Genomic DNA, 25,150 nt, shown 5'->3' with positions numbered 1-25,150 from the left:
CGTCTCGTCCGTCGCGCCTCAGCGTTGCGCGGCCGGCGCCACGCCCATCATTTCCGCCATCAGCTCGATCTGCCCGGCCAGCATCGGCGCGCCGTAGTGCACCTTGCAGCCGCGCGCCCGCGCCGCCACCAGCAACGGCGTGTCGGCCGGCTGCATGATGACCTCGCACACCAGCTGGTCCGGCGTCAGCCGCGCCGCGTCCAGCGGCATCGCGTCATCGGGCTTCATGCCGAGCGAGGTGCCGTTGACCACCAGGTCATGGCCCGACGGATCGGCCGTGCCGACGCTGATGCGGGCCTCGGGATGCAGCGACAGGATGCGCGCCTTCAGGTCCTCGGCCTTGGCCGGCGTGCGGTTGGCGATGGTCAACCGCGACACGCCCGCCTGCACCAGCGCGAAGCCGATGGCGTTGGCCGCGCCGCCGGCGCCGGCCAGATAGGCGCTCTTGCCCTCGGGCGCCACGCCGTGCGTGCGCAGGCCGCGCACGAAGCCCTCGCCGTCCAGCATGTGCGCCACCAGGCGGCCGTCCGCCTCGCGCCGCACCACGTTGGCGGCGCCGATCTTGCGCGCCACCGGCGTGGCCTCGTCGGCCAGCGCCAGGATCGCCGCCTTGTGCGGCATGGTGACGATCAGGCCGCCCAGGTTCTCCAGCCGCCGCAGTCCGGCCACCACCTCGGCCAGATTGTCGGGCCGCGCATGGAACGGCACGCAGACGCCGTCAAAGCCGATGCGGGCGAAATGCTCGTTCAGGCGCTGCGGGGTTTTGACGTGATAGATCGGATCGGCCAGGATGCCGAACAGGCGGGTGTTGCCGCTGATTTCCTTCATTGCTTTGTCTCCTTGTCGGGGCGCCGGCGTCCGGCGCCCGTGAATGCTGGCATGCCCTATCGCGCGATGAGTTCGCGCGCCACCGCCTCGATGCCGGCGCCGTCCAGCTGGTAATGCGCGTACAGCGTGGTGGGCGGGGCGATCAGGCTGTATTCGTCGTAGATGCCATGGCGCCGCAGCCGCGTGCCGCTGCCGGCATCGGCCAGCACCTCGGCCACCGCCGAGCCCAGGCCGCCCATCACATTGTGCTCTTCCACCGTCAGCAGGACGCGCGCCTGCCCGGCGGCCGCCAGCACCGCCTCGCGGTCCAGCGGCTTGATGGTGGGCATGTCGATCACGCCCACCGACAGGCCGTCCTCGCGCATCCGGGCGGCCGCTTCCAGCGCCGCGTGCAGCGTGATGCCGCAGGCGATGATGTTCAGGTCGCTGCCGGTCGAATGGACGATGGCGCGGCCGAACGTGAACGGCGCGCCGTCTTCATACACCTGCGGATCGCGGCCGCGCCCGATGCGGAAATAGATCGGCTCGGGCCAGTCCACCGAGGCCTTGATGGCGGCGGCCAGCTGCGGCCCGTCGGCCGGCGACACCACCGTCAGGCCGGCGATGGCGCGCATGGTCGAGATGTCCTCGGTGGCGTGGTGCGAGGTGCCGTAGAAGCCCAGGCTGATGCCGGTGTGATGGCCGATCAGCCGCACCGGCAGCCTGGTGTAGGCCACGTCCATGCGGATCTGCTCGCAGCACAGCAGGCCCAGGAACGAAGCGAAGGTCGCCACGAACGGCATCGCGCCGGTGGTGGCCAATCCGGCCGCGGCCGACACCATGTTCTGCTCGGAGATGCCGAACTGCACGTAGCGCTCGGGATAGGCCGAGGCGAAGCGGTTCAGGCCGTTGGAATACTGCAGGTCCGCCGAGCCGGCCACCACCGGATGCCCGGCCTGCGCCAGCGCGATCAGCGCGTCGGAAAGATACGACAGCCCGGGGTTCACCGCGTTCAGCGCGCGGTACTGCCAGGAATCGGGAGAAAGCGTCTGTGCCTGTGCCATTCAGATCTCGCGGGTCATGATTTCGTCGATGGCGGCCTGCGCGTCCTGCGGCGCCAGGTAGCCCAGATGCCAGCCGGGTTCGGTTTCCATATAGGACACGCCCTTGCCCTTGACGGTCCTGGCGATGACGCAGGCCGGCCGTTCGCGCGCCTCGTCCGCGCGCAGGCGCCGCAGCAGCGCGGTCAGCGCCACCAGGTCATGGCCGTCGACCTCGTGCACCTCCCAGCCAAAGGCCTGCCACTTGTCGCGCAGCGATTCCACGCCGATCACGTCGTCGACCTTGCCGTCGAGCTGATAACCGTTGCGGTCGATGATGGCCACCAGGCGAGACAGCTGGTGGTGCGCCGCGAACAGCGCCGCCTCCCACACCTGCCCTTCCTGCATCTCGCCGTCGCCCAGCATCACGAACACGTTGAAGTCGCGCTGGCTCATGCGGCCGCCCAGCGCCATGCCGGCGCCATTGGAGAGCGCGTGGCCGATGGAGCCGGAACTGAAATCGACGCCCGGCACCTTGGTCATGTCGGGGTGGTCGCCCAGCGGGCTGCCCAGGCGGGTGTAGCCGTCCAGCAATTCATGCGGAATGAAACCGTGGTCGGCCAGCACCGGGAACAGGCCCACGGCCGCATGGCCCTTGCCCATCAGGAAGCGGTCGCGGTCCGGCCAGGCCGGCTCGCCCGGCCGCAGCCGCATCACGTCGTAATACAGGGCGGCAAAGATCTCGGCGCACGAAAAGACCGAGCTGTAATGCCCGACCTTGGCGATCTCGATCAGCCTGATGGTCTCCAACCGGATGTGGCGGGCCTTTTCCCGCAACACCCGGACCTCGTCTTCGCTTGGGTCTCCCCGGTCCTGGCGCATGGCGTCTCCTTCGCTTATCAGAATATATGATATATAATATACCCATCGCGCTTGAATTGGCCAGGGCGGGATAGAATTCAGCCGGGCGCCGTTTCACGGCTTCCGCCATTCCATCGAACCCAAGCCTCGACCGTCATGCCCAGCCTTAAACCGGTAAAAAAAGAGAACCTCTCCGTCAAGGTCTACAACGAGATCCGCAACGCCCTGATCAACGGGCAGTACGAACCCGGAGAGCGCCTCATCATTGGCGAGCTGGCCCAGGAAATGGGCGTCTCGATCACGCCCGTGCGCGAGGCCATCTTCCGCCTCATCAGCGAACAGGGCCTGGAAATGCAGGCCGCCACCGCGGTCTACGTGCCCTATGTCAATTCGGAAAAGCTGCGCGAGATCCAGCAGATCCGCTTCCACCTGGAAGGCATGGGCGCGGCCGAGGCCGCCAGGAACATCACGCGCAAGCAGCTGGACAACCTGATCGCGCTGCAGAAGGACTTCATCTCCTGCACCTCGACCGACCCCAAGCGCGCCAGCTACCTGAACCGCAAGTTCCACTTCGGCATCCTGGAAGCCAGCAACAAGCCCATCCTGCGCAACACCGTGGAATCGTTCTGGGTCATCACCGGCCCGATCCTCAAGGTGTTCCACGTCAAGACGGCCGGGCTCGACTACTCCCAGGACGAACACCGCCACGAGGCGGTGCTGGCCGCGCTGGAGGCGCGCGACCCCGAAGCCGCCACCAAGGCGATCCAGGCCGACCTGGTGTGGGGCGGCAAGATCATGATCGACTGGCTGGTCGAACGCGAAAAAGAACTCGACTACCGCCCGCCCGGGCCTCGCAAATAGGAAGACTCGATGCTGAAGATTTTCGGCGCTCCCGGCCGCTACATCCAGGGAGCCGGCGCGCTCGACGCGCTGGGCGGATACGCCGCCCTGTTCGGCCGCCGCGCCGCCCTGGTCATCGACCGCTACGTGCAGGGCGTGCTGGGCCCGAGAATCGAGGCATTGTGCGGCGCCCACGGCGTGGCGCTGACGGCCCTGCCGGTCGAGGGCGACATCACGCCCGAATCGATCGCGGCGCTGCGCGCGCAGGCCGCGGCCGCCGGCATCGACATGGTGATCGCGGTGGGCGGCGGCAAGGCGCTGGACGCCGGCAAGGCGGTCGCCAAGGCCGCCCACTGCCACCTGGTCACGGTGCCGACGGTGGCCTCGAACGATGCCCCCACCAGCAAGAACTACGTGCTGTACGACGCCCATCACAACCTCCTGGCGGTCGAACACATGCTGTTCAACCCCACCATCGTGCTGGTCGACACCGCCGTCATCGCCACCGCGCCGGCGGCGTTCTTCCGCGCCGGCCTGGGTGACGCCATCTCCAAGAAATTCGAAGCCGAGCAATGCGCCCGCAACGGCGGACGCAACATGTACGACGGCGTCCCGCCGCTGACCGCCCAGCTGATCGCCGACGGCTGCCTGCGCACGCTGCTGGCCGACGGCGCCGACGCGCTGGCCGTGGCCGGCAGCGGCCAGCCCACGCCCGCCTTCGAGCGGGTGGTGGAAGCCATGATCCTGATGAGCGGCCTGGGCTTCGAAAGCGGCGGCCTGTCGATCGCCCACGCCCTGACGCGCGGCCTGCCGAAGATCGCCGGCCTGGCCAGCGCGCCGCACGGCCTGCAGGTGGCCGTCGGCCTGCTGGTGCAGCTGGACCTGGAGGCGCGCCAGGACGGCATGCTGGCCACGCTGACGCAATGGTACGAACAGGTGGGGCTGCCCACCACGCTGGCGGCGCTGGGCGCGGCCGCGCCGTCCGATGCCGAACTGGCGCGGGCGGCCGAGCTGACGCTGGCCGCGCGCCATGCCGCCAATTTCGATCGTCCGCTGGACATCAAGACCCTCGTCGACGCCTTGCGCCGCCACGCCTGACGCCCCGGCGGCGGCGCGCACGCCCTTGCCCGGATTGGCGTCAGAACGCCACGTTGTCGCCGCCCTTCAATCCCAGCTTGGCGCGGGTGTCGGCGGGCGTGGCCACTTCCAGGTTGAGCGCCTCCAGAATGGTGCGGATGCGTTCGACCTGCGACCGGTTCGACTCGGCCAGCTGGCCCGGCCCGATCCACAGCGAATCCTCCAGCCCCACCCGCACATTCGAGCCCATGGCGGCACCGATGGTGGCCAGCGGCATCTGGTTGCGGCCGGCGCCCAGGATCGACCATTCGTACTCATTGCCGAACAGGCGGTCTGCGGTGCGCTTCATGTGCATCAGGTCTTCGGGGTGCGGGCCGATGCCGCCCAGGATGCCGAACACCGACTGGATGAATGGCGGCGACTTCACCAGGCCGCGGTCGACGAAGTGCGCCAGGTTGTACAGGTGGCTGATGTCGTAGCACTCGAACTCGAAGCGGGTGCCGTTGGCGTTGCCCAGCTCCAGGATCGACTCGATGTCCTGGTAGGTGTTGCGGAAGATCAGCGAGCGGCTGTTCTCCAGGTGCTCGCGCTCCCACTCGTGCTTGAAGTCCTGGAAGCGGCCCAGCATCGGGAACAGGCCGAAGTTCATCGAACCCATGTTCAGCGACGCCAGCTCCGGCTTGAAGGTGGTGGCCGGCCGCATGCGCTCCTGCACCGTCATGTGCGGGCTGCCGCCGGTGGTGATGTTGATGATGGCGTCGGTCTCGGCCTTGATGCGCTTGAGGAACGGCTCGAACAGCGCCGGGTCCTGCGACGGCTTGCCGGTTTCCGGGTCGCGCGCGTGCAGGTGCAGCACGGCGGCGCCGGCGCGGGCCGCGCCGATGGCGGCCTCGGCGATCTCGTCGGCCGTCACCGGCAGGTGCGGCGACATGCTGGGCGTGTGGATGGCGCCCGTCACGGCGCAGGTGATCACGACTTTCTGTTTCGGCTTAGCCATTTCCGTCTCCGTTGTCTTGCTGTTGCTTGTGGCGCATCAGGCGCATCAGTTGTTCGTCGCGCCAGTAGCGGCGCGCCGTCAGGTCGTCGGCGGGCAGCAGGCCGCGCCGTTCGGCCGCCAGGGCCTCGACCAGCGCGCCGTCCCAGGGCACGCTGTCGGCCTGGGTGGCGCCGATGGATTGGTACAGCCCGCCGTAGCGCGCGCAGTAGTCGGCAAGGCCGCCAGGCGCGTTCAGGTCGATGGTCTCGAACGGCCCCATGAACGACCAGCGCAGGCCCAGGCCGTCCTTGACGGTGGTGTCGATGTCCTCGGCGCTGGCGATGCCGGCGGCGGCCAGGCGGAAAGCCTCGTGCAGCAGCGCGCCCTGCAGCCGGTTGAGGATGAAGCCCTCGATCTCGCGCCGCATCGTCACCGGCTTCTGGCCGATATCCAGCATGATGTCGCGCGCCGCCTGCATGGCGGCCTCGCTGGTCCAGGGCGCCGGGCACAGCTCCACCACCGGGATCAGGTACGGCGGATTGACCGGATGCGCCACCAGGCAGCGCGCCCGGCCGGGCAGGCCTTCGGTGAATTCGCTGGCGGGGATGCTGGACGTGGAACTGCCGATGATGGCGTCGGGGTCGGCCGCCGCGTCCAGTTGCGCGAACAGGTCGCGCTTCAGATCCAGCCGCTCGGGCGAGTTCTCCTGGATGTAGCGGGCGCCCGCCAGCGCCTCCTGCAGGCTGGCGGCGGCCTGGATGCGGCCGGCCGCGGCCGCCGCGTCGCGCAACAGGCCGTGCGCCTGCAATTCATCCAGCTGGCGCCGGATCAGCGCGCCGGCCTCGGCCAGCATGGCGGCGTTGACGTCGTACAGCCGCACCTGCCAGCCCTGGCGCGCGAACACGATGGCCCAGGCCTGGCCGATCAGGCCGGTGCCGATGATGGCGGCGTGGCGCCGCTGCGGATCGGCCGCCATCAGTAGAGCTTCTGCGTGAAGCCGTCCACCACGATGGCCTGCCCCGTGACGCTGCGGGCGGCCTCGCTGGCGTTGAACAGCACCATGTTGGCGATGTCGCGCGCGGTGACCATGCGGCCCAGCGCCGCCTGGTTCTCGTAGAGCGCGGCGATTTCCTCGACCGGCTTGTCCAGCGTCCTGGCCTTGGCGTCGATCACGGCGCGGATGCGCGGCCCTTCGACCGCGCCCGGCAGGATGGCGTTGACGCGGATGCCGTGGCCGCCCAGCTCGATCGCCAGCGACTTGGTGAAGCCGATCACCGCCCACTTCGAGGCCGAATAGACCGAGCGCCCGGCAAAGCCCAGGTGGCCCGCGGCCGACGACAGGTTGATCATGACGCCGGCGCGCGACTGCTTGAGCAGCGGGATGGCCTGGCGCGCGCACAGGAACTGGCCCGTGATGTTGACGGCCAGGGTGCGGTCCCAATCGGCCTTGGACAGCGTCTCGACGAAGCCGGTGGGGCCGGCCACGCCGGCGTTGTTGACCAGGATGTCCAGGCCGCCCAGCTGCTGGCGCACGGCGTCGAACAGGGCGGCCACGCTGGCCTCATCCGACACGTCGGCATGGACGGCGCGCACGCCCGGCAGCTCGGCCGGCAAGGCCGCCAGCCGCTCGCGGTTGACATCGCACACCAGCACCGACGCCCCGGCCCGGTGGAACACCTGGGCCATTTCCAGGCCCAGCCCATCGGCGCCGGCGGTGATGAGTACCTTTTTTCCGGCGAAATCCACTTCCTCGAACATGCTTCTGTCTCCTGGATTCTTGTGCTCAAACGCCTTTTGATCATATAGGATATATGATTTAAAGGGGAACTTTCTTGCCAGGAAAGCAGCCATGAACGGGTCCGTGAAACCGGGTCCGGACAGCGGAATTTGACCTGCTCCGCAGAGGAAAACTGCCCGCAAACGCTTTATTCATGCGGCTTGAGGGAAATCCCCGATTCAGCCGGACAAGTCCGGCACTAGAATCCAGGACGAGGTTCTCACACCCCGCCGGCACATATATCATATATTCAAAAACAGACGGACGATTCAGACAACAGTCCGCACCCCATACCCACAAAGGAGCGTAGACAGTGTTCAAGATCAACAAATTCGCCATCGCGCTGGGCCTGTGCGGCGCCATGGCCAGCGGCGCCGCGGCGGCCGACATGAAGGTGGGCGCCCTCTTCCCGTTCAGCGGCGCCCTGGCGCTGCTGGGACAAGAGAGCTATCGCGGCCTGGAGTTGGCCGTCAACGAGATCAACGCCGCCGGGGGCATCAACGGCGAGAAGATCCAGATCATCAAGGCCGACGCGGTCGACCCGACCCAGGCGGTATCCGAGACCAAGCGCCTGATCTCGTCCAACGTGGTCGGGGTGTTCGGCAGCTACGCCTCGGGCATCTCGTACGCGGCCTCGCCCGTGACCGAGCTGGCCGGCGTGCCCTACTTCGAGCTGGGCGCCACCGCCCACAAGATCACCACGCGCGGCTACAAATACCTGTTCCGCAGCAACCCCAACACCGCGCTGTACGGCGTCTCGGTGGTCAACGCGCTGCACGACATCATCGGGCCGGGCATGGGCCTGAACCCGAAGGAAGTGCGCATCGGCATCATCCACGAGGACGGCCCCTACGGCACCGACGTGGCCGCCACCGAGAAAAAGCGCGCCCAGGAACTCGGCTACACCGTGGCCGAGGTGCTGCCGTACTCGGCCAAGACGGTCGACCTGTCCTCGCTGATCCTGCGCCTGAAGGGCGCCAAGGTCGACGTGGTGCTGCAGACCGCCTACCAGAACGACGCCATCCTGTACTTCAGCCAGGCGCGCGCGGCCGGCTTCAAGCCCAAGGTGGTGATCGGCGCCGGCGGCGGCTACTCGCTGGCCGACACCGCCAAGGCCGTGGGCGCCGACATGAACGGCGTGTTCGACCTGGACTTCCCGCAATCGTCCATCAACCCGGCCGGCGCGCCGGGCCTGGACAAGTTCCTGGAAGCCTACAAGGCCACCTACAAAAGCGACCCGCAGTCCGGCCACAGCCTGACCAACTACGTCGGCGCCAAGGCCTTCTTCGAAGCCATCGCCAACGCCAAGTCGACCGACAAGGACAAGATCCGCGCGGCCGTGCTGGCGTACAAGAAGCCCGCCGGCCAGACCGCCAACGGCTGGGCCTTCGACTTCGGCGAGGATGGCCAGAACAACGCCTCGACCTTCTACGTGATGCAGTGGCAGGACGGCAAGCTGGTCACCATCGCGCCGGACAACCTCGCGCTGGGCAAGCCCGTCTTCAATAAATAGAACGCCGGGGCTGCCTTCCGGCAGGCCCGGCACGGCAAGCCAGCAAACCGGACGCTCGGGGGCGTCCGGCGTTTCACTGGGGCCCGCGGGCCCCGGTTCCGCGTCGGCCACGCCGCGGCGCCGGGGCGCACCCCGTTCCAAGAGGTTGCACCATGGATATCTTCATTCAACTGGTCATCAATGGCCTGTTGCTGGGCGGCGCCTACACCATCATCAGCCTGGGGCTGACGCTGATCTTCGGCGTGGTCCGCGTCGTCAACTTCGCGCACGGCGAATTCCTGATGATCGGCATGTACCTGGTCTATCTGATCGCGGCGCAGTTCGGCGTGCATCCGTACATCGGCCTGGTGCCGGTGGCGGTCATCCTGTTCGCGCTGGGCGCGCTGACGCAGAAAGGCATCATCCAGCCGCTGCTCAACGCCGACCAGCACATCCAGATCTTCGCCACGGTGGGCGTGTCCACCATCCTGCTGAACCTGGCGCTGGTGATCTTCGGCGCCAACGTGTTCCGCGCCCCGGTGCAACTGGGCACCAGCGCCATCGACGTCGGCAACTACTCCATGGTCACCGGCCAGCTGGTGACCTTCGTGGTCGGCCTGAGCCTGGCCGTGCTGCTGCACCTGTTCATGCACCGCACCTACCTGGGCCGCGCGCTGCGGGCGGTGGCGCAGCACCGCTATGCCGCGACGCTGATGGGCGTGAACGTCAACAACGTCTACGCCATCGCCTTCGGCCTGGGCACCGCCTTCGTCGGCATCGCCGCGGGCCTCCTGGCGCCGCAGTATCCGGTGTTCCCGACGGTGGGCACGTACTTCGTGCTGACCGCCTTCGTGATCGTGGTGCTGGGCGGCCTGGGCAGCCTGTACGGCGCGGTGGCCGGGTCCATGATCATCGGCATCGTCGATACGCTGGCCGGCTACTACATCGCCCCCGACCTCAAAGAGGTCGTCTATTTCGGGATCTTCCTCTTGATCCTTGTCCTGCGTCCGACCGGCCTGTTCGGCGTCGGCACAGAGTGATCAGAGCCACAAGGAGCGAGACGTGTTTCCCGACTTTCGAAGCCCCAAAGCCTACGTCAGCCTGATTCTGCTGATCGTCATGTTCATCGTGCCCGTCGTCACGGGCACGCCGTTCTGGACCAACCTGTTCGTCCTGCTGTTCGTCTTCTCCGCGCTGTCGGTGGCGTGGAACATCGTCGGCGGCTACGCCGGCCAGCTGTCGCTGGGCCACGCGGTGTTCTACGGCATCGGCGGCTACACCGCCACCCTGCTGACGCAGAACTTCGGCATCTCGCCGTGGTTCGGCATGCTGGCGGGCGCGGCCATCTCGGCCGTCGTGGCCATCATCATCAGCTATCCCACGCTGCGGCTGCGCGGTCCGTTCTTCGCGCTGGCCACCATCGCCATCCTGGAAGTGGTGCGGCTGCTGGTGATCCACGAGGAAAGCTGGACCGGCGGCTCCAGCGGCATCAGCCTGCCGCTGAACATCGGCTGGGCCTGGATCGTGTTCCGCGAGAAGATCAACTACGTGATCATCGCCTTCGGCCTGTTCCTGCTGGTGACCTGGGTCTCGTGGTACATCCGCAAGTCGCGCATCGGCCATTACCTGATCGCCATCCGCGAGCGCGAGGACGCGGCGCTGGCGGTGGGCATCCACACGGTGCGCGTCAAGATCATCGCCGCGGTGGTGTCGGCCATGCTGACCAGCGTGATCGGCACCTTCCACATCACTTACCTGACCTTCGTCGATCCCAGCTCGGCCTTCTCGCTGGAGCTGTCTATCCAGGTGGCGATGTTCGCGCTGATCGGCGGCCTGGGCACGGTGGCCGGCCCCATCGCCGGCACCTTCCTGGTGCTGCCGATCGCCGAGCTGGCGCGCGGCTGGCTGTCCAGCGTGGGCAACGGCATGCACGGGCTGATCTACGGCCTGATCCTGGTGGCGGTGGTGCTGACCATTCCGCGCGGCCTGGCCGGCGCCTTCGGTCCGGCCATCGAGCGCGCGCTGGCGCGCCTGCCCTACCTGGGCACGCCGCGCGCCCGGCGCCAGCGGGTCGAACCGGCCCGTCCGACCGACGCGGCGCGGCGCGAACAGCCGGTGCTCAAGGCCGAGAACCTGTTCAAGAGCTTCGGCGGCCTGCGCGCCACCAACGACGTCTCGCTGACGCTGAACCAGCACGAGATCCTGGGCATGATCGGCCCCAACGGCGCCGGCAAGACCACGGTGTTCAACCTGCTGTCCGGCTTCCTGTCGCCCGACAAGGGCGCGGTGTCGATGGTCGATGCCAAGGGCAACTGGGTCTCGTGCAACACGCCGGACGAGTTCGCGCACCAGGGGCTGGGCCGCACCTTCCAGATCGCCAAGCCGTTCACCGGCCTGACGGTATTGGAGAACATCATGCTGGGCGCCTTCATCCGCACCGCCGACCGCGAGGAGGCCGAGCAGATCGCGCTCAAGGTGGCCGAGGAAACCGACCTGCTCAAGTACCTGAACACCGAGGCCCGCAGCCTGACGGTGGGCGGCATGAAGCGGCTGGAGATCGCCCGCGCCCTGGCGATCCGGCCGCGCATCCTGCTGCTGGACGAGGTCATGGCGGGGCTGAACCCCACCGACATCGAGAAGTCGATCAAGATGATCCGCCGCATCCGCGATTCGGGCGTGTCGGTGCTGCTGATCGAGCACATGATGCAGGCCACCATGGCGCTGTCGGACCGCATCATCGTGCTGAACGAAGGCGCGGTGCTGGTGAGCGGCGCCCCCAAGGACGTGGTCGAGAACCCCGCCGTCATCGAAGCCTATTTGGGCAAGGAGTACCAGGATGCTTAAGGTTTCGGATCTGTCGTCGGGCTACGGCAAGAGCCAGGTGCTCAACGGCCTGAACTTCGAGGTCAGGGCCGGCGAGATCGTGACGCTGATCGGCGCCAACGGCGCCGGCAAGACCACCACCCTGAAGACGCTGTGCGGCGTGGTCGCCGCCACCACCGGAAGGGTCGAGTTCGAGGGCCGCGACCTGACCAACCGCACGCCCTACGACATCGTCGACGCCGGGATCACCATGATTCCCGAAGGCCGCCAGCTGTTTCCGCATTTCACGGTGCGCGACAACCTGCTGATGGGCTCGTACAAGCGCGCCGCCCGCCCCATCGTGCAGCGCAAGCTGGAGGAAGTGCTGCAGATCTTCCCGCGGGTGCGCGAACGCCTGGCGCAGTACGCCGGCTCGCTGTCCGGCGGCGAGCAGCAGATGGTGGCGATCGCGCGCGGCATGATGGCCGACCCCAAGCTGCTGGTGTTCGACGAGCCCTCGCTGGGCCTGTCGCCGCTGCTGGTGCAGCAGATGTTCGACATCATCCGCGACGTCACGTCCCACGGCGTCACGGTGCTGCTGGTGGAGCAGAACGTGTTCCGCACGCTGCGCCTGGCCGACCGCGGCTACGTGCTGGAGAACGGCGCCATCGTGCGCACCGGCACCGGCGCCGAACTGCTGGCCGATCCCCATGTCAAGAAGGCCTATCTGGGCCACTGAAATCCGAAGGACCGCATTCATGTCTCTACGCTGCACATTCATCGACCACGGCACGGGCGGCGCGCCCGATTGCCTGCGCCTGGCCGAACGCGAGATGGCCGCGCCCGCCGGCCGCCAGGTGTTGATCGAGGTCGCCTACGCCGGCGTCAACCGACCCGACGTGCTGCAACGCTCCGGCTCGTATCCGCCGCCGCCCGGCGCCTCGCCCTACCTGGGACTGGAGGTCGCGGGCACCATCGTCGCCGTCGGTCCCGACGCCACGCGCTGGCAGGTCGGCGACCGGGTCTGCGCGCTGACGCCCGGCGGCGGCTACGCGCAGTACTGCCTGGCCGACGAGCGCCACTGCCTGCCGGTGCCGCGCGGCCTGGACCTGCTGTCCGCCGCCGCCATCCCGGAGAACTACTTCACCGTCTGGACCAACGTGTTCGAGCGCGCCCGCCTCGCGGCCGGCGAGAAGTTCCTGGTGCACGGCGGCTCCAGCGGCATCGGCCTGACCGCGATCCAGCTGGCGCGCGCCTTCGGCGCCGAGGTCTGGACCACGGTGGGCAACCAGGAAAAAGCCGAGGCCTGCCTGAAGGCCGGCGCGCAGCACGCGCTGATCTACCGCGACACCGACTTCGAGGCGGAGGTCCACCAGGCCACCGGCGGCCAGGGCGTGGACGTGATCCTCGACATGGTCGGCGGCGCCTACATCAACAAGAACATCCGCCTGCTGGCGGTGAATGGCCGGCTGGTGCAGATCGCCTTCCTGGAAGGCAGCAAGGCCGAGATCGACGCCCTGCCCATCATGACCCGCCGGCTGTCGTTCACCGGCTCCACCCTGCGGCCGCGTTCCGACGACGACAAGGGCGCCATCGCCCAGGCGCTGGCCGACAAGGTGCTGCCGCTGATGGAACAGGGACGCTGCCTGCCGCTGATCCACCAGGTGTTCCCGCTGGAAGAAGCCGCCCAGGCCCACGCGCTGATGGAAAGCAGCCGGCACATCGGCAAGATCATGTTGAAGGTGCGGGCATGAGCGCGCGCTTCCAGGATCAGGTCATCATCGTCACCGGCGCGGTCGGCGGCATCGGTTCGGCCATCGTCGAGGGCTTCCTGGCCGAAGGCGGCAAGGTCGGGCTGATCGACTTCAATTCGCAGGGCGGCCAGGCCTACGAGCAGGAACTGAAAAAGCGCGGCCATGCCGTGACCTTCGTGCACGCCGACGTCTCGCATTTCGACCAGTGCCAGGCCGCCTACGACCGCATCACCCGCGACCTCGGCCCGGCCACCATCCTGGTCAACAACGTCGGCATCTCGCCCAAGACCGACGGCCGCGCGTTGAAGGTGTGGGAGATGACGCCGGGCGAGTGGGACAAGGTGGTGGCGGTCAACCTGAACAGCGTGTTCTACATGACCCACCTGACCACGCCGCACATGGTGCGCCAGCGCCAGGGGCGCGTGATCAACATGTCGTCGGTGGCGGGCAAGGCCTATTGCGACATCGTCGCCGCGCACTACGCCGCCACCAAGGCCGCCCTGCTGGGCCTGACGCGGCACTGGGCCGCGGAACTGGGCGAGCACGACGTCACCGTCAACGGCCTGGCGCCGGGGCGCATCAGCACCCCGCTGCTGAAAAGCGTGCCCAAGGAGATCAACGACGCCGTGGCCGACGTCACCGCGCTGCGCCGGCTCGGCACGCCCGAGGAAGTGGCCGACGCCTGCCTGTTCTTCGCCTCGGACCAGGCCCGGTTCGTGACCGGGCAGGTGCTGGACGTGGCGGGCGGCTGGTTGATGACCTAGCTCGCCGGCGGGGCGTTGCTTTTCCTGGCCTGCGTGACGTCCGCCCGAAGGCGGACAGCCGCGATCAGAAGTCCATGCTGGCGCTCAGCGAGAAGGTGCGCGGGCCGCCCAGCACCAGGTAGCCGTTGCCGGGGTAGCCGCCCACCGATGCCCAGTAGTTGCGGTTGGCGATGTTCTCGACGCGGGCGCGCAGCGTCACCACGTGGCCGTCCACGTCCATCATGTAGCGCAGGCCGGCATCGAAGCGGGTCCAGCCGGGCACCTTGAGGGTGTTGGCGTCATCCGCGTAGGACGCGCCGGTGTAGACCACGCGGCCGTCCACGGCCAGGCCCTGCACGCCGGGGATGTCCCATTCCGCGCCCAGGTTGGCCTGGAAGCGCGGCACGCCGATCACGCGGTTGCCGTCGATGGCGGTATTGCCGGTGGAACGCTGCTTGGCGTCCAGGAAGGTCAGGCCGCCCAGCACGCGCACGCGGTCGATCGGCTCGCCGAACACGGTCAGCTCGATGCCCTGGTGGCGGTCCTTGCCGGAGGCGGTGAACCGATTGGACGCGTCGTAGGCCGCGCGCGGCTTGTCGGTGGAGAACAGCGCCAGGCCCGCGCCCAGGCCGCCGCCGTCGTACTTGACGCCGACTTCCTTCTGCTTGGACACGTACGGCTGCAGGCTTTCGCCGCCGTTGGGCACGGGTTTGCCGTTGGCGTTGAGCGGCGCGGTATCGCCCGCGACCAGGGCCTCGATGTAGTTGGCATACAGCGACACGCTCGGCGTCACCTTGAAGACGATGCCGGCGGCGGGCGAATTGCGGCTGGCGTCATAGGCGCCGTTTTCCGTGCCGGTGTTGTAGGCGTAGCTGCGCGAGGACAGGCGCTGGTGGCGGATGCCCAGCGTCAGCAGCACCTTGTCGTCCAGGAACGACATCGTGTCGCCCAGCGCATAGCTGCTCAGGCGGGTGCGGCCCTGCAGCGCCGGATCGTCCAGGTCGTTGCCCACCAGCGCGCCGGCGCTGAAGGCGGGCCGGCTGTAGGTGGTCGGGTTGTAGAGGTTGGTCTGGAACGTGTTCAGGTAGTCCATGACATACGCGTTCTTCTTCTTGAGATCGAAGAAGGACGCGGACGCGACGAACTCGTGGCCGACCGGGCCGGTGCGCACCTTGGCGCGCAGGCCCAGTTCGCCGGTGTTGACGCTGTCCTTGCGGGTATTGTCGAAGCGGTAGAAGTTGCCGTCGCCGGTGCTGCCGTTGGTCACGGTGACGTTGGCGAGCGAGTTGGCTTCGTCGCTGCGGCGCATGCCGAAGGCGGCCCAGCCGGTCAGCTTGTCGCTGAAGTCATGCTCGGCGCGCACGGTGCCGAACACGTCGCGCTCGTTCGAGTACGACCAGGGCTGGGCGAAGTTGGAGCTGGCGTCCGGCGCGTCCGGCACGCTGGTCACGCCGCGCAGCGTCACGTTCGGACGGGCGCGCTTGAGCTTGTTTTCCTGCCAGCCGATGTCGGCCGACAGGCGCGTATCGGCCGAGCGCCAATCCAGGCCCAGCGACACCAGGCTGGTGCGAGAGTGTTCGTCGTCGATGGCGGTGTCGCCGCTGCGATTGGCCACGTTCAGGCGGATGCCGGTGCTGTCGCCGGGGCCGAAGCGGCGCGCGATGTCGGTGGATACCGAGAACTGGCCGCCGCTGGAGAAGCCGGTGGTGAAGCGCGTGAGCGGATCGTTCGGGGCGCGCTTGGGCACCAGGTTGACGGTGCCGCCGATGCCGTCGCCGCCGGGCGAGGCGCCCGTCAGGAAGGTCGACGCGCCGCGCAGCACTTCGACGCGCTCGAACAGTTCGGTGGCGATGTACTGGCGCGGCAGCAGGCTGTACAGGCCGTTGTAGGCCACGTCATCCGAGCTCAGGATGAAACCGCGGATGAAGTACGACTCCTGGAAATTGCCGAAACCGCGCGCCACGCGCACGCCCGGATCGTTCTGCAGCACGTCGCCGACGCTGCGCGCCTGCCGGTCCTGGATCAGCTCGTTGGTATAGCTGGTGATGCTGAACGGCGTGCTCATGATGTCTTGCGTGCCCAGCAGCCCCACCCGGCCGCCACGGGCCACCTGGCCGCCGGCATAGGGCTGGGCCAGGCCGCCGGCCGAGGCGTCGGCGCTGGCCTCGACCTTGATCGCGTCCATCGAGACGACGGAGCCGTCGGTGGGCGTGGCGGATTGGGCGTGGACGATGACGGTGTACGGCAGGGCCGCGACCACGCACGCGAGGGTTCGTAATTTCATATCGGGAGTCTGTAGGCGGGCGCTTCGCGAGAAGCGGAAAATCGCAAAAATCCCGATGGGGTCACGCGCGGGTAACGGCTTGCCACTCGAACTGCCGCAGAGCCGGTCATCCCGGCCTTGTCGAGCCCGTTCTCCAAGGGGTATTGAGATCGTGCGGTACAGATTCTAAATAAAACGGAATCATTCTCATTCCGTCCCCTATATAGAATTCTGTTTCCGTTGCTACGGAACAACGAGGCCCGGCCGGCCGCCGCCGGCCCGCGGCCTTACCCGGGAACGCCGCTTTCCTGGCGCAACTGCCCGAATTCCCCGGCTTCGTAGGCCGCCATGGCCTGCGTCAGGGCGCGCGCGTCCGCCATCACGAACGGGCCGCGCTGGATCACCGGCTCGTCGATGGCGGGGCCGGCCACCAGGATGAAATGGACCGGCGCGCCGGCCGCGATCACCTGCAACAGGCCCTCGCTGTCGGCCGAGGCGGCCAGCGCCGCCCCCGCCGGCAGGACGGCGAAGTCCGGGTCGGCGACCCGCGTGCTGGCGACCCGCGTGCGCCCCGGCGGCCGGAACGCCGCCACCGGCGACGGTTCGGCCGGGACCGCGTCCGGCGCCGCCCGCGGCGGCGTGGTCTGATGGCGCGCCCGCGCGCCCAGCTCCCCCTGCACCGCGTACAGCCAGGCGTTCCAGCCCGCCGGCAGCGGCACCAGGCGCGACGCGCCCGGACGCAGCCAGCCGTCCAGGATCAGCAGCGGCTCGGGCGTTTCCAGCGGCGCGTCCCAGCCGTCGAAACGGCCCGAGGCCACCCGCACCCGGCCGGCATCGCCTTGCACCACCGGCATTTCCCAGGCGCGCAGCAGCGACGTCGCCGGCGGCAGCGTCTTGAGCCGCTCCGGCAGGTTCACGAACAGTTGCAGGCCATTCAGCCGCGCCTCGCCCACCGGCTGCTGGGTATGCACGATGCCGCGCCCCGCCAGCGTCCAGTGCAGGTCGCCCGCGCGGATCTCGTGGTCGTTGTGGACGCTGTCGCGGCTGCGCATGACGCCGCGGCTGTCTTCCAGCAGCAGCGTCACGGCCGACATGCCGGCGTGGGGATGGGGCGCGAACGTCGGCCCGGTCATGACGAAATGGTCGACCAGCACGAGGGGCGACATGCCCAGGGGAAAATCGGTGTGGCGGAACTGCCGGATGGAACAGGCGTCGCCGACCGGTTCGAAGGGCCGCGCGACGGGGGGACTGAGACGGATGGTCAAGGATGTGCTGCCAGGTTTTTACGTGGCGCAGAGCTTATGGGTTCTGCCGCCGGCACAGTAGAGGCCAATTTCAGGAATAATTGTCCTGTTAAGTAGGACAATCACTCGCGTAAACCCCATGCACACCTATCTCCATCATCTCGACGACCTGCTGCTCTTTAGCGAGGTGGTGGAGAAAGGCGGCTTTTCCGCCGCCGCCCGGGTGCTGAACATGCAGCGCTCCAAGTTGAGCCGACGGGTGGCCGAACTGGAGGCGCGCCTGGGCCTGCGGTTGCTCCAGCGCAACACCCGGCGGGTCTCGCTCACGCCCATGGGCGAGCAGATCTACGTGCACGCGCTGGCCATGGCGCGCGAGGCCCGCAGCGCCTTCGACCTGGCGGCGGCCATGGGCGACACGCCCAGCGGCCTGCTGCGCATGACAGCGCCATCGGCGCTGGCGGTGACGCTGCTGGGCGAACTGGTGGCGCGCTTCTGCCTGAAGCACCCCGGCGTGCGGGTGCTGCTGGACACCCGCGACCAGATCATCGACCTGGTGGGCGAAGGCTATGACCTGGCCTTCCGCGCCCAGGGCGCCTCGCTGACCGATTCCCGCCTGGTGGCGCGCGAACTCGCGCCGGTGCCGCTGATCCTGGTGGGCACCCCAGCCCTGGCGCAGGCGGCGGCGCGCCATCCGCGCGAGCTGAACGCCCTGCCGCTGCTGGCCCATGCCACCCAGGACAGCCCGCAGAGCTGGCACTTCACCGGGCCGGCCGGCGAAACCGAGTCGGTCGAGTACCTGCCGCGCTGCCTGAGCAGCAACCTGGCGGCGCTGCGGGAAATGGCCCGCGCCGGCCTGGGCGTGGCGCTGCTGCCCCACTACCTGTGCGCCGGCGCCCTGGCCAAGGGCGATCTGGTCCACATGCTGCCCGGCTGGCAGGCGGCGCCGGCCCGCATCTACGCGGTGATGCCCGCCCGCCGCGGCGCGCCGCTGGCCCTGCGCCGGTTCCTGGACTTCGCGGTGGCGGAACTGCCGGCGCTGCTGGGCTGAGCGGCGACGCCACGCGCCTGTAGGACTTTTTTGTTAAAAAAAGGGGACTTGCAGGGACGGCACGCCTGCTCCACAGTACGGGGTGGCGGCGCCGCCACGCAACCCGCCCCCGGGCGCGGGCCGGAACTTTGACGCGTCGCCCAGGTCTTATATAAGATATAAGACATACAGCCAATCGCGCCGCTGTCGCCCGGAATGACAAACGCGCCGAAACGCCTGAAAATGCCGGCTTTACGCGGGCAAAACCACGGAGTCCATCATGCCGCACAACACCCTCGACACACTCAAGAATTTCAAGATCGGCAACAAGTCCTGTCAGTACTATTCGCTGCCGGCGCTGGGCAAGTCCCTGGGCATCGATGTGCAGCGGCTGCCGGTCTCCATCCGCATCGTGCTGGAATCCGTGCTGCGCAACTGCGACGGCAAGAAGGTCACCGAGGAACACGTGCGCCAGCTCGCCAACTGGCAGGCCAACGCCAAGCGCGAGGATGAAATCCCGTTCGTGGTGGCCCGCGTGGTGCTGCAGGACTTCACCGGCGTGCCGCTGCTGGCCGACATCGCCGCCATGCGCTCGGTCGCCGACAAGATGGGCAAGAGCCCCAAGAGCATCGAGCCGCTGGTGCCGGTCGACCTGGTGGTGGACCACTCGGTCATGATCGACTACTTCGGCACCAAGAACGCTCTCGACCTGAACATGAAGCTGGAATTCAAGCGCAACCAGGAGCGTTACCAGTTCATGAAATGGGGCATGCAAGCCTTCGACACCTTCGGCGTGGTGCCCCCGGGCTTCGGCATCGTCCACCAGGTGAACCTGGAATACCTGGCGCGCGGCGTGCACCAGGACAAGAAGAACAACGTCTACTACCCCGACTCGCTGGTGGGCACCGACAGCCACACCACCATGATCAACGGCATCGGCGTGGTCGGCTGGGGCGTGGGCGGCATCGAGGCCGAGGCCGGCATGCTGGGCCAGCCGGTGTACTTCCTGACCCCCGACGTGGTCGGCGTGGAGCTCAAGGGCAAGCTGCGCGGCGGCGTCACCGCCACCGACCTGGTGCTGACCATCACCGAAATGCTGCGCCGTGAAAAAGTGGTCGGCAAGTTCGTCGAGTTCTGTGGCGAGGGCACGGCCAGCCTGTCCGTGGCCGAACGCGCCACCATCGGCAACATGGCGCCCGAGTACGGCGCCACCATGGGCTTCTTCCCGGTCGACGGCCGCACCATCGACTACTTCCGCGGCACCGGCCGCACCGAAGCCGAAATCGACGCGTTCGAGGCCTACTTCAAGGCCCAGGACATGTTCGGCGTGCCCGCCGCCAAGGACATCAACTTCACCAAGCTGCTGACGCTGGACCTGTCCACCGTCGCGCCGTCGCTGGCCGGCCCCAAGCGCCCCCAGGACCGCATCGAGATCGGCAACGTCAAGAGCACCTTCATCGACCTGTTCTCCAAGCCGGTCGCCGAGAACGGCTTCAACCAGCCGGCCGAGAAGCTGCAGCAGACCTTCACCACCAGCACCGGCACCCAGGTCAAGAACGGCGACATCCTGATCGCCGCCATCACCTCGTGCACCAACACCTCCAACCCCAGCGTGCTGCTGGCGGCGGGCCTGCTGGCCAAGAAGGCCGTCGAGGCCGGCCTGAAGGTGCCCAAGCACATCAAGACCTCGCTGGCCCCCGGATCGCGCGTGGTCACCGAATACCTGACCAAGACGGGCCTGCTGCCCTACCTGGAGAAGCTGGGCTTCGACGTGGCCGCCTACGGCTGCACCACCTGCATCGGCAACGCCGGCGACCTGACGCCCGACCTGAACGACGTCATCACCAGCAATGACCTGGTGTGCTCGGCGGTGCTGTCCGGCAACCGCAACTTCGAGGCGCGCATCCACCCGAACATCAAGGCCAACTTCCTGGCCTCGCCGCCGCTGGTGGTGGCCTACGCCCTGGCCGGCACCGTGACGCGCGACCTGATGACCGAACCGGTCGGCCGCGGCAAGAACGGCGACATCTGGCTGGGCGACATCTGGCCGACCACCGAGGAAGTCGAGGCCCTGCTCAAGTACGCGCTGGACCCGAAGGCCTTCGAGGCCAACTACGGCCAGGTCAAGAGCAACCCCGGCAAGCTGTGGGAGAACATCAAGGGCGTCACGGGCGAGACCTACAACTGGCCCGACTCCACCTACATCGCCGAGCCGCCGTTCTTCGAAGGCTTCGGCATGACGCCGGGCGCGATGCCGACCGTCAAGAACGCCCGCGCGCTGGGCGTGTTCGGCGACTCGGTCACCACCGACCACATCTCGCCGGCCGGTTCCATCAAGGAAACCTCGCCCGCGGGCAAGTGGCTCAAGGAAAACGGCGTCATGAAGGCCGATTTCAACAGCTACGGCTCGCGCCGCGGCAACCATGAAATCATGATGCGCGGCACCTTCGCCAACGTGCGCATCAAGAACCTGATGATCCCGGCGCGTCCGGACGGCAGCCGCTTCGAGGGCGGCGAGACCCTGTTCCAGCCGAGCGGCGAACAGATGTCGATCTACGACGCGGCCATGCAGTACGTGGCGGCCGGCACGCCCACCGTGGTGTTCGGCGGCGAAGAGTACGGCACCGGCTCGTCGCGCGACTGGGCCGCCAAGGGCACCCAGCTGCTGGGCGTCAAGGCCGTCATCACGCGCAGCTTCGAGCGCATCCACCGCAGCAACCTGGTGGGCATGGGCGTGCTGCCGCTGCAGTTCAAGGGCAACGACAGCGTGCAGTCGCTGGGCATCACCGGCGAGGAAACCTACGACATCTCGGGCCTGGAAAACGGCATCAAGCCGATGCAGGACGTGACGCTGACGATCACCCGCAAGGATGGTTCGAAGCAGGACGTGACGGTGCTGCTGCGCATCGACACCCCGATCGAGGTCGACTACTACCAGCACGGCGGCATCCTGCCCTTCGTGCTGCGCCAGCTGCTGGCCGCGTAACGCGCGAGCCTCAAAGGCAAAGCCCCTGGAACCGCGAGGTTCCAGGGGCTTTTTCATCGCCGAGCCGCCTCAAGATGAAAACGCCCCCCTCGGGGGGCAGCAAGCCGAAGGCGCGGCGTGGGGGCCCTTTTCATCGCCGAACCGCCTCAAGATTAGGCAGGCTCACCGCGTCATTGGGCGACCAGTTCGACCCGGCGGTTCTTGGCGCGGCCGGCCTCGGCGTCGTTGGCCGCCACCGGCGCCAGCGACGCCACGCCCCGCGCCGACAGGCGCGCGGCCGGGATCTTGTAGCCCGCTTCCAGCGCCTTGACCACGGCGTCGGCGCGCTTTTGCGACAGGTCCAGGTTGCCGGCAAGCGTGCCCTGGTTGTCGGTGTGGCCGACCACGTAGACCTTCAGCTTCGGGTTGGCGTTGAGCAGCTTGCCCATCTCGTCGAGCGCGGCCTTCGATTCGGGCTTGACCTCGGCCTTGTCCGTATCGAAGTAGACGCCGTAGACCGCGACGCGGCCCGATTCGGCCAGCGATTTCTGCATGGCGGCCATGTCCAGCACCTTGACCTGCCCGGTCTGCATGGGCTTGGTCTCGATCACCTGCTGGAACACCGGCGTGATGTTGTTGGAGTTGTCGTCCATCACATCCAGGAACACATAGATGTCGCCCGTGGGCGCCTCTTTCTTCGCCAGCACCGCGTAGTACTTGCCGCCGAAGGCCGCGTCGCCCTGCCCCGGCTGGCTGACCTTGCCGCTGTTCAGGACGAACGACTGGAAGTCGCCGCCGCACTGCTCGTCGCCCTTGCATTCGAACAGGGTCTTGAAGCCGCCGGCCTGCAGCGCGCCCTGGTAATTGCGATAGACCTCCAGCGCCGACTTCTTGCCGTCGATGCGATAGGCGATGCGCGTCAGCTTGCCTTCCAGCGTCAGGCCCTTGGCCTCGCTTTCGCGGGTGATGGCCTGGTTGGGCATCAGGGCTTCGTCGTAGTCCTTGAATTCGTAGGCGCGGATCTCGGCGCCCGCGAAGCGGGTCAGGGCGGGATGGTCGCGCGAGCCCTCGACGTCCCCGGCCCAGGCGGACGATGCCGCCGCCAGCGTCGCGGCGGCGAAGGCCAGGCACGCGGATTTCACGATATGCGCATTCACGATCTCTACCCTCCCGGCCGGATGGCTCCGGCATGCGTCCAGAACAGGAAAACGCCCGCAGCGCGGGCGGCTGCCATTATGCATAGCCGGTCCGGCATTTGGAACCGCATCGGGTAACCAAACGTTGGCCGCGGTGACCAAGGCCGACAGGCCGCGGCGAAGCGCGCGCGCTTTTGCGGGATCCGCCCGGGTCAACGGCCGCTGATCGCCAGGCTGATCCGGTGCACCATCTGCCGGATCGCCCGGTGGGCCGGGTCTTCGTTGAAACGCGGATGCCAGGCCTGCGAGATCACCACGGCGGGCGTGTCGAATGGCAAGGCGCGCATCAGCAGGTCGTCGCGCAGGTGCAGCGTCAGCAGGTCCGGCACGGTGGCGACCAGGTCGGAGTTGCGGGTGATCGCCAGCGCCTCGGCAAAGGAATACGTGACGGTGCTGATGTGGCGCGCCAGGCCGGCCTTGCCCAGCTCCACATCCACCGGGCCGCTCAACACGCCACGACGCGAGACCGTGGCGTGGCGCGCCTTGGCGAAGCGTTCGGGGGTCAGCTTGCGATGCCGCGCCAGCGGGTTGGCCGGCCGGAACACCGCGACGAAGCGGTCGGGGAACAGGCGCTGCCGCACGATCTCCGGCCCCATGTCCTCGATCACGCCGATGTCCAGGTCGATGGCGCCCTCGCGCAATGACAGCACGTCCTGCTTGCCCTGCGAGATGAAGCGCACCGTGACGCGCGGCGCTTCCTTGGCCAGCGTGTCCAGCAGGGCCGGCCCGAGCGTGCTGACGGCGCCGTCGTCGGCGCGGATCGTGAACACGCGCCGCAGGGTCTTCAGATCGAACGTGGCATCGCGCGCCAGCAGTTCCTGCGCCTGGGCCACCAGGGCCCGCACGGGTTCGCGCAGCGCTTCGGCGCGCGGCGTCGGCACCAGGCCGCGCCCGGCGCGCACGAACAATGGGTCGCCCATCATGCGGCGCACGCGGTCGAGCGTGCGGCTCATGGCGGGCACGCTCAATTGCAGGCGTTCGGCGGCGCCGGTGACGCTGCCTTCGGCCAGCAAGGCATCGAGCGCGACCAGCAGATTCATATCCATGGATTGCACCCAACGCAACTATTACTTATCAGCTTGTCCATATACGCAACTGTAGCGCAGCGGCACCATGGCGGCCAGTTCAACACGGAAGCACGCCATGATTCACTCAACACGGTATCGCCCCGACGCCCGGCCCGTCCGCCGCGCGCGGTGGCGGCATGCCCCGCTCGCCGCCGCGCTGGCGGCGCTCGTCAGCGTCGCGGGATGCGCCAGCCACGGCGGCCTGCGGCCCGCCGGCAAGCCCCTGGACCCCGCCGCGCTGGATGCCGGCCGCGACATCGCCGCCGCCGTCCGCGACACGGCCGACGACGGCGCGCCCTGGTGGCGCGCCTGGGGCGACGATCAACTCGACCGCCTGATGGCCGATGCGCAGCGGCAGGCGCCCGGCGTCCGCGCCGCGCAGGCGCGGCTGCGCCAGGCCGAAGCCGCGCTCGGCAACGCCGACGCGGCGCGCCAGCCGACGCTGGATGCCAGCGCCAGCGTCAGCGCCGATCGCTACCCCGGCCACTACACCTACGGCGCGCCCTACGCCGACAACACCGGCGGCAGCGGTTCGCTGCTGGCCTCGCTGCGCCTGCGCCTGGATGTCTGGGGCAAATGGCGCGCGCTGGTCGACGCCGCCCGGCTGGATGCCGAAGGCGCGGCCCTGGCCCATGCCGATGCGCAGCTGGCGTTGCAGCAAGGCATCGCGGCGGCCTACCTGCGCCTGGACGCCGCCTTCCGCCTGCACGAGCTGGCGCAGCAACAGCGCGAACGGCAACGCCAATTGCTGGACCTGCACCAGACGCGCCGCCAGGCCGGCCTGGGCAGCGACGTCCCGGTCGCCGAGGCGCGCAGCCGCCTGGCGCAGAGCGATGCCCAGGTCGACGCGCTGGACCGCGAGATCGCGCGCCAGCGCCACGCGCTGGCCGCGCTGGCGGGCCAGGCGCCGGGCTACGCCGACGCGCTGCGGCGCCCCCGGCTGGCGCTGCGCGCCGACCCCGCCCTGCCTGCGGCGCTGCCCGCGCGCCTGCTGGGCCTGCGCCCGGACGTGCTGGCCCGGCGCAAGCGCCTGGACGCGGCCGACCGCCGCATCGACGCGGCCAAGGCCGAGTTCTATCCCGATATCGACCTGAAGGCCTTTGCCGGCCTGCAGAGCCTGGGCCTGTCGCATCTGCTGCAAGGCAACAGCCTGGCGGCCGGCATCGGCCCGGCGCTGACCCTGCCCATCTTCGACGGCGGCCGCCTGCGCGCCGGACTG

At 68.3% G+C, this 25,150-nt stretch carries 21 protein-coding genes; 11 read left to right on the top strand and 10 right to left on the bottom strand.

Annotation, left to right across the window (positions count from 1 at the left end):
- Positions 1–18: 18 nt before the first annotated feature.
- Genes AOZ53_RS02010 through AOZ53_RS02000 form a run of 3 tightly spaced genes read right to left on the bottom strand, consistent with a single transcriptional unit; the run spans position 19 to position 2,729 of the window.
- Positions 19–828 (bottom strand): shikimate dehydrogenase family protein, encoded by an 810-nt coding sequence (locus tag AOZ53_RS02010; protein ID WP_054486688.1) that lies wholly within the window; start codon positions 826–828, stop codon positions 19–21.
- A gap of 56 nt (positions 829–884) precedes the next feature.
- Positions 885–1,871 carry a transketolase family protein gene (locus AOZ53_RS02005; RefSeq protein WP_054431892.1) on the bottom strand — a complete coding sequence of 329 codons (987 nt, stop codon included), beginning with the start codon at positions 1,869–1,871 and terminating at the stop codon, positions 885–887.
- Complete coding sequence (locus AOZ53_RS02000; protein ID WP_054431893.1) at positions 1,872–2,729, bottom strand: transketolase; 858 nt, start codon at positions 2,727–2,729, stop codon at positions 1,872–1,874.
- A gap of 135 nt (positions 2,730–2,864) precedes the next feature.
- Between AOZ53_RS02000 and AOZ53_RS01995 the strand changes: the two genes are divergently transcribed.
- Together AOZ53_RS01995 and AOZ53_RS01990 are read left to right on the top strand one after the other, a co-directional pair.
- Positions 2,865–3,569 (top strand): GntR family transcriptional regulator, encoded by a 705-nt coding sequence (locus tag AOZ53_RS01995; RefSeq protein ID WP_054431894.1) that lies wholly within the window; start codon positions 2,865–2,867, stop codon positions 3,567–3,569.
- A 9-nt stretch (positions 3,570–3,578) separates the two neighbouring features.
- Positions 3,579–4,646 (top strand): glycerol dehydrogenase, encoded by a 1,068-nt coding sequence (locus tag AOZ53_RS01990; protein ID WP_054486687.1) that lies wholly within the window; start codon positions 3,579–3,581, stop codon positions 4,644–4,646.
- Between the two features lie 40 nt (positions 4,647–4,686).
- On the opposite strand, the gene AOZ53_RS01985 is transcribed toward AOZ53_RS01990, so the two are convergent.
- Genes AOZ53_RS01985 through AOZ53_RS01975 form a run of 3 tightly spaced genes read right to left on the bottom strand, consistent with a single transcriptional unit; the run spans position 4,687 to position 7,359 of the window.
- On the bottom strand, positions 4,687–5,622 hold the full coding sequence (locus AOZ53_RS01985; protein WP_054417316.1) for a 3,5-dioxohexanoate:acetyl-CoA acetone transferase: 936 nt from the start codon (positions 5,620–5,622) through the stop codon (positions 4,687–4,689).
- Positions 5,615–6,577 (bottom strand): 3-hydroxyacyl-CoA dehydrogenase, encoded by a 963-nt coding sequence (locus tag AOZ53_RS01980; protein ID WP_054486686.1) that lies wholly within the window; start codon positions 6,575–6,577, stop codon positions 5,615–5,617. The genes AOZ53_RS01985 and AOZ53_RS01980 overlap by 8 nt, the downstream gene beginning before the upstream one ends.
- Complete coding sequence (locus AOZ53_RS01975; protein WP_054431896.1) at positions 6,577–7,359, bottom strand: SDR family oxidoreductase; 783 nt, start codon at positions 7,357–7,359, stop codon at positions 6,577–6,579. The genes AOZ53_RS01980 and AOZ53_RS01975 overlap by 1 nt, the downstream gene beginning before the upstream one ends.
- Before the next feature lie 332 nt (positions 7,360–7,691).
- Between AOZ53_RS01975 and AOZ53_RS01970 the strand changes: the two genes are divergently transcribed.
- From AOZ53_RS01970 to AOZ53_RS01945, 6 genes are all read left to right on the top strand, one after another.
- Positions 7,692–8,891, top strand: a complete 1,200-nt coding sequence (locus AOZ53_RS01970) for an ABC transporter substrate-binding protein (RefSeq protein WP_054431897.1) — start codon at positions 7,692–7,694, stop codon at positions 8,889–8,891.
- 152 nt (positions 8,892–9,043) lie between these two features.
- On the top strand, positions 9,044–9,910 hold the full coding sequence (locus tag AOZ53_RS01965) for a branched-chain amino acid ABC transporter permease (protein ID WP_006390231.1): 867 nt from the start codon (positions 9,044–9,046) through the stop codon (positions 9,908–9,910).
- Between the two features lie 22 nt (positions 9,911–9,932).
- Complete coding sequence (locus AOZ53_RS01960) at positions 9,933–11,714, top strand: branched-chain amino acid ABC transporter ATP-binding protein/permease (RefSeq protein WP_054431898.1); 1,782 nt, start codon at positions 9,933–9,935, stop codon at positions 11,712–11,714.
- The gene (locus AOZ53_RS01955) at positions 11,707–12,411 is read left to right on the top strand and encodes an ABC transporter ATP-binding protein (protein ID WP_054431899.1); all 705 of its coding nucleotides are present in this window, start codon (positions 11,707–11,709) and stop codon (positions 12,409–12,411) included. The genes AOZ53_RS01960 and AOZ53_RS01955 overlap by 8 nt, the downstream gene beginning before the upstream one ends.
- Positions 12,412–12,430: 19 nt before the next feature.
- Positions 12,431–13,426, top strand: coding sequence for an NAD(P)H-quinone oxidoreductase (locus tag AOZ53_RS01950; protein ID WP_054486685.1), 996 nt, complete (start codon positions 12,431–12,433; stop codon positions 13,424–13,426).
- Positions 13,423–14,190 (top strand): SDR family oxidoreductase, encoded by a 768-nt coding sequence (locus AOZ53_RS01945; protein ID WP_054486684.1) that lies wholly within the window; start codon positions 13,423–13,425, stop codon positions 14,188–14,190. The genes AOZ53_RS01950 and AOZ53_RS01945 overlap by 4 nt, the downstream gene beginning before the upstream one ends.
- A gap of 64 nt (positions 14,191–14,254) precedes the next feature.
- Here AOZ53_RS01945 and AOZ53_RS01940 read toward each other — a convergent pair whose 3' ends face one another.
- Complete coding sequence (locus AOZ53_RS01940; protein WP_054486683.1) at positions 14,255–16,453, bottom strand: TonB-dependent receptor; 2,199 nt, start codon at positions 16,451–16,453, stop codon at positions 14,255–14,257.
- 266 nt (positions 16,454–16,719) lie between these two features.
- Positions 16,720–17,697: a pirin family protein gene (locus tag AOZ53_RS01935; RefSeq protein WP_054486682.1), complete on the bottom strand. Its 978-nt coding sequence runs from the start codon at positions 17,695–17,697 to the stop codon at positions 16,720–16,722.
- 118 nt (positions 17,698–17,815) lie between these two features.
- Here AOZ53_RS01935 and AOZ53_RS01930 point away from each other — a divergent pair, with 118 nt between their 5' ends.
- Positions 17,816–18,724 (top strand): LysR substrate-binding domain-containing protein, encoded by a 909-nt coding sequence (locus AOZ53_RS01930; RefSeq protein WP_054474179.1) that lies wholly within the window; start codon positions 17,816–17,818, stop codon positions 18,722–18,724.
- 259 nt (positions 18,725–18,983) lie between these two features.
- Entirely contained in the window at positions 18,984–21,689 is a 2,706-nt protein-coding gene (acnA, locus tag AOZ53_RS01925; protein ID WP_054486681.1) for an aconitate hydratase AcnA, read from the top strand.
- A 170-nt stretch (positions 21,690–21,859) separates the two neighbouring features.
- Here acnA and AOZ53_RS01920 read toward each other — a convergent pair whose 3' ends face one another.
- Positions 21,860–22,810 (bottom strand): OmpA family protein, encoded by a 951-nt coding sequence (locus AOZ53_RS01920; RefSeq protein WP_231689778.1) that lies wholly within the window; start codon positions 22,808–22,810, stop codon positions 21,860–21,862.
- A gap of 206 nt (positions 22,811–23,016) precedes the next feature.
- A complete protein-coding gene (locus AOZ53_RS01915) occupies positions 23,017–23,910 on the bottom strand; it encodes a LysR family transcriptional regulator (RefSeq protein ID WP_231690539.1) in 894 nt (297 codons plus the stop codon).
- A 97-nt stretch (positions 23,911–24,007) separates the two neighbouring features.
- On the opposite strand from AOZ53_RS01915, the gene AOZ53_RS01910 reads away from it, so the two are divergent.
- A partial coding sequence (locus AOZ53_RS01910; protein WP_054486679.1) for an efflux transporter outer membrane subunit occupies positions 24,008–25,150 on the top strand: 1,143 nt, incomplete at its 3' end.

The sequence above is a fragment of the Achromobacter sp. 2789STDY5608621 genome, assembly GCF_001299375.1.
In the GTDB taxonomy this organism is placed as follows: domain Bacteria; phylum Pseudomonadota; class Gammaproteobacteria; order Burkholderiales; family Burkholderiaceae_B; genus Achromobacter; species Achromobacter insuavis.
Note: the sequence above shows the minus strand (reverse complement) of the source record. Positions and strands in the feature narration are given on the sequence as shown.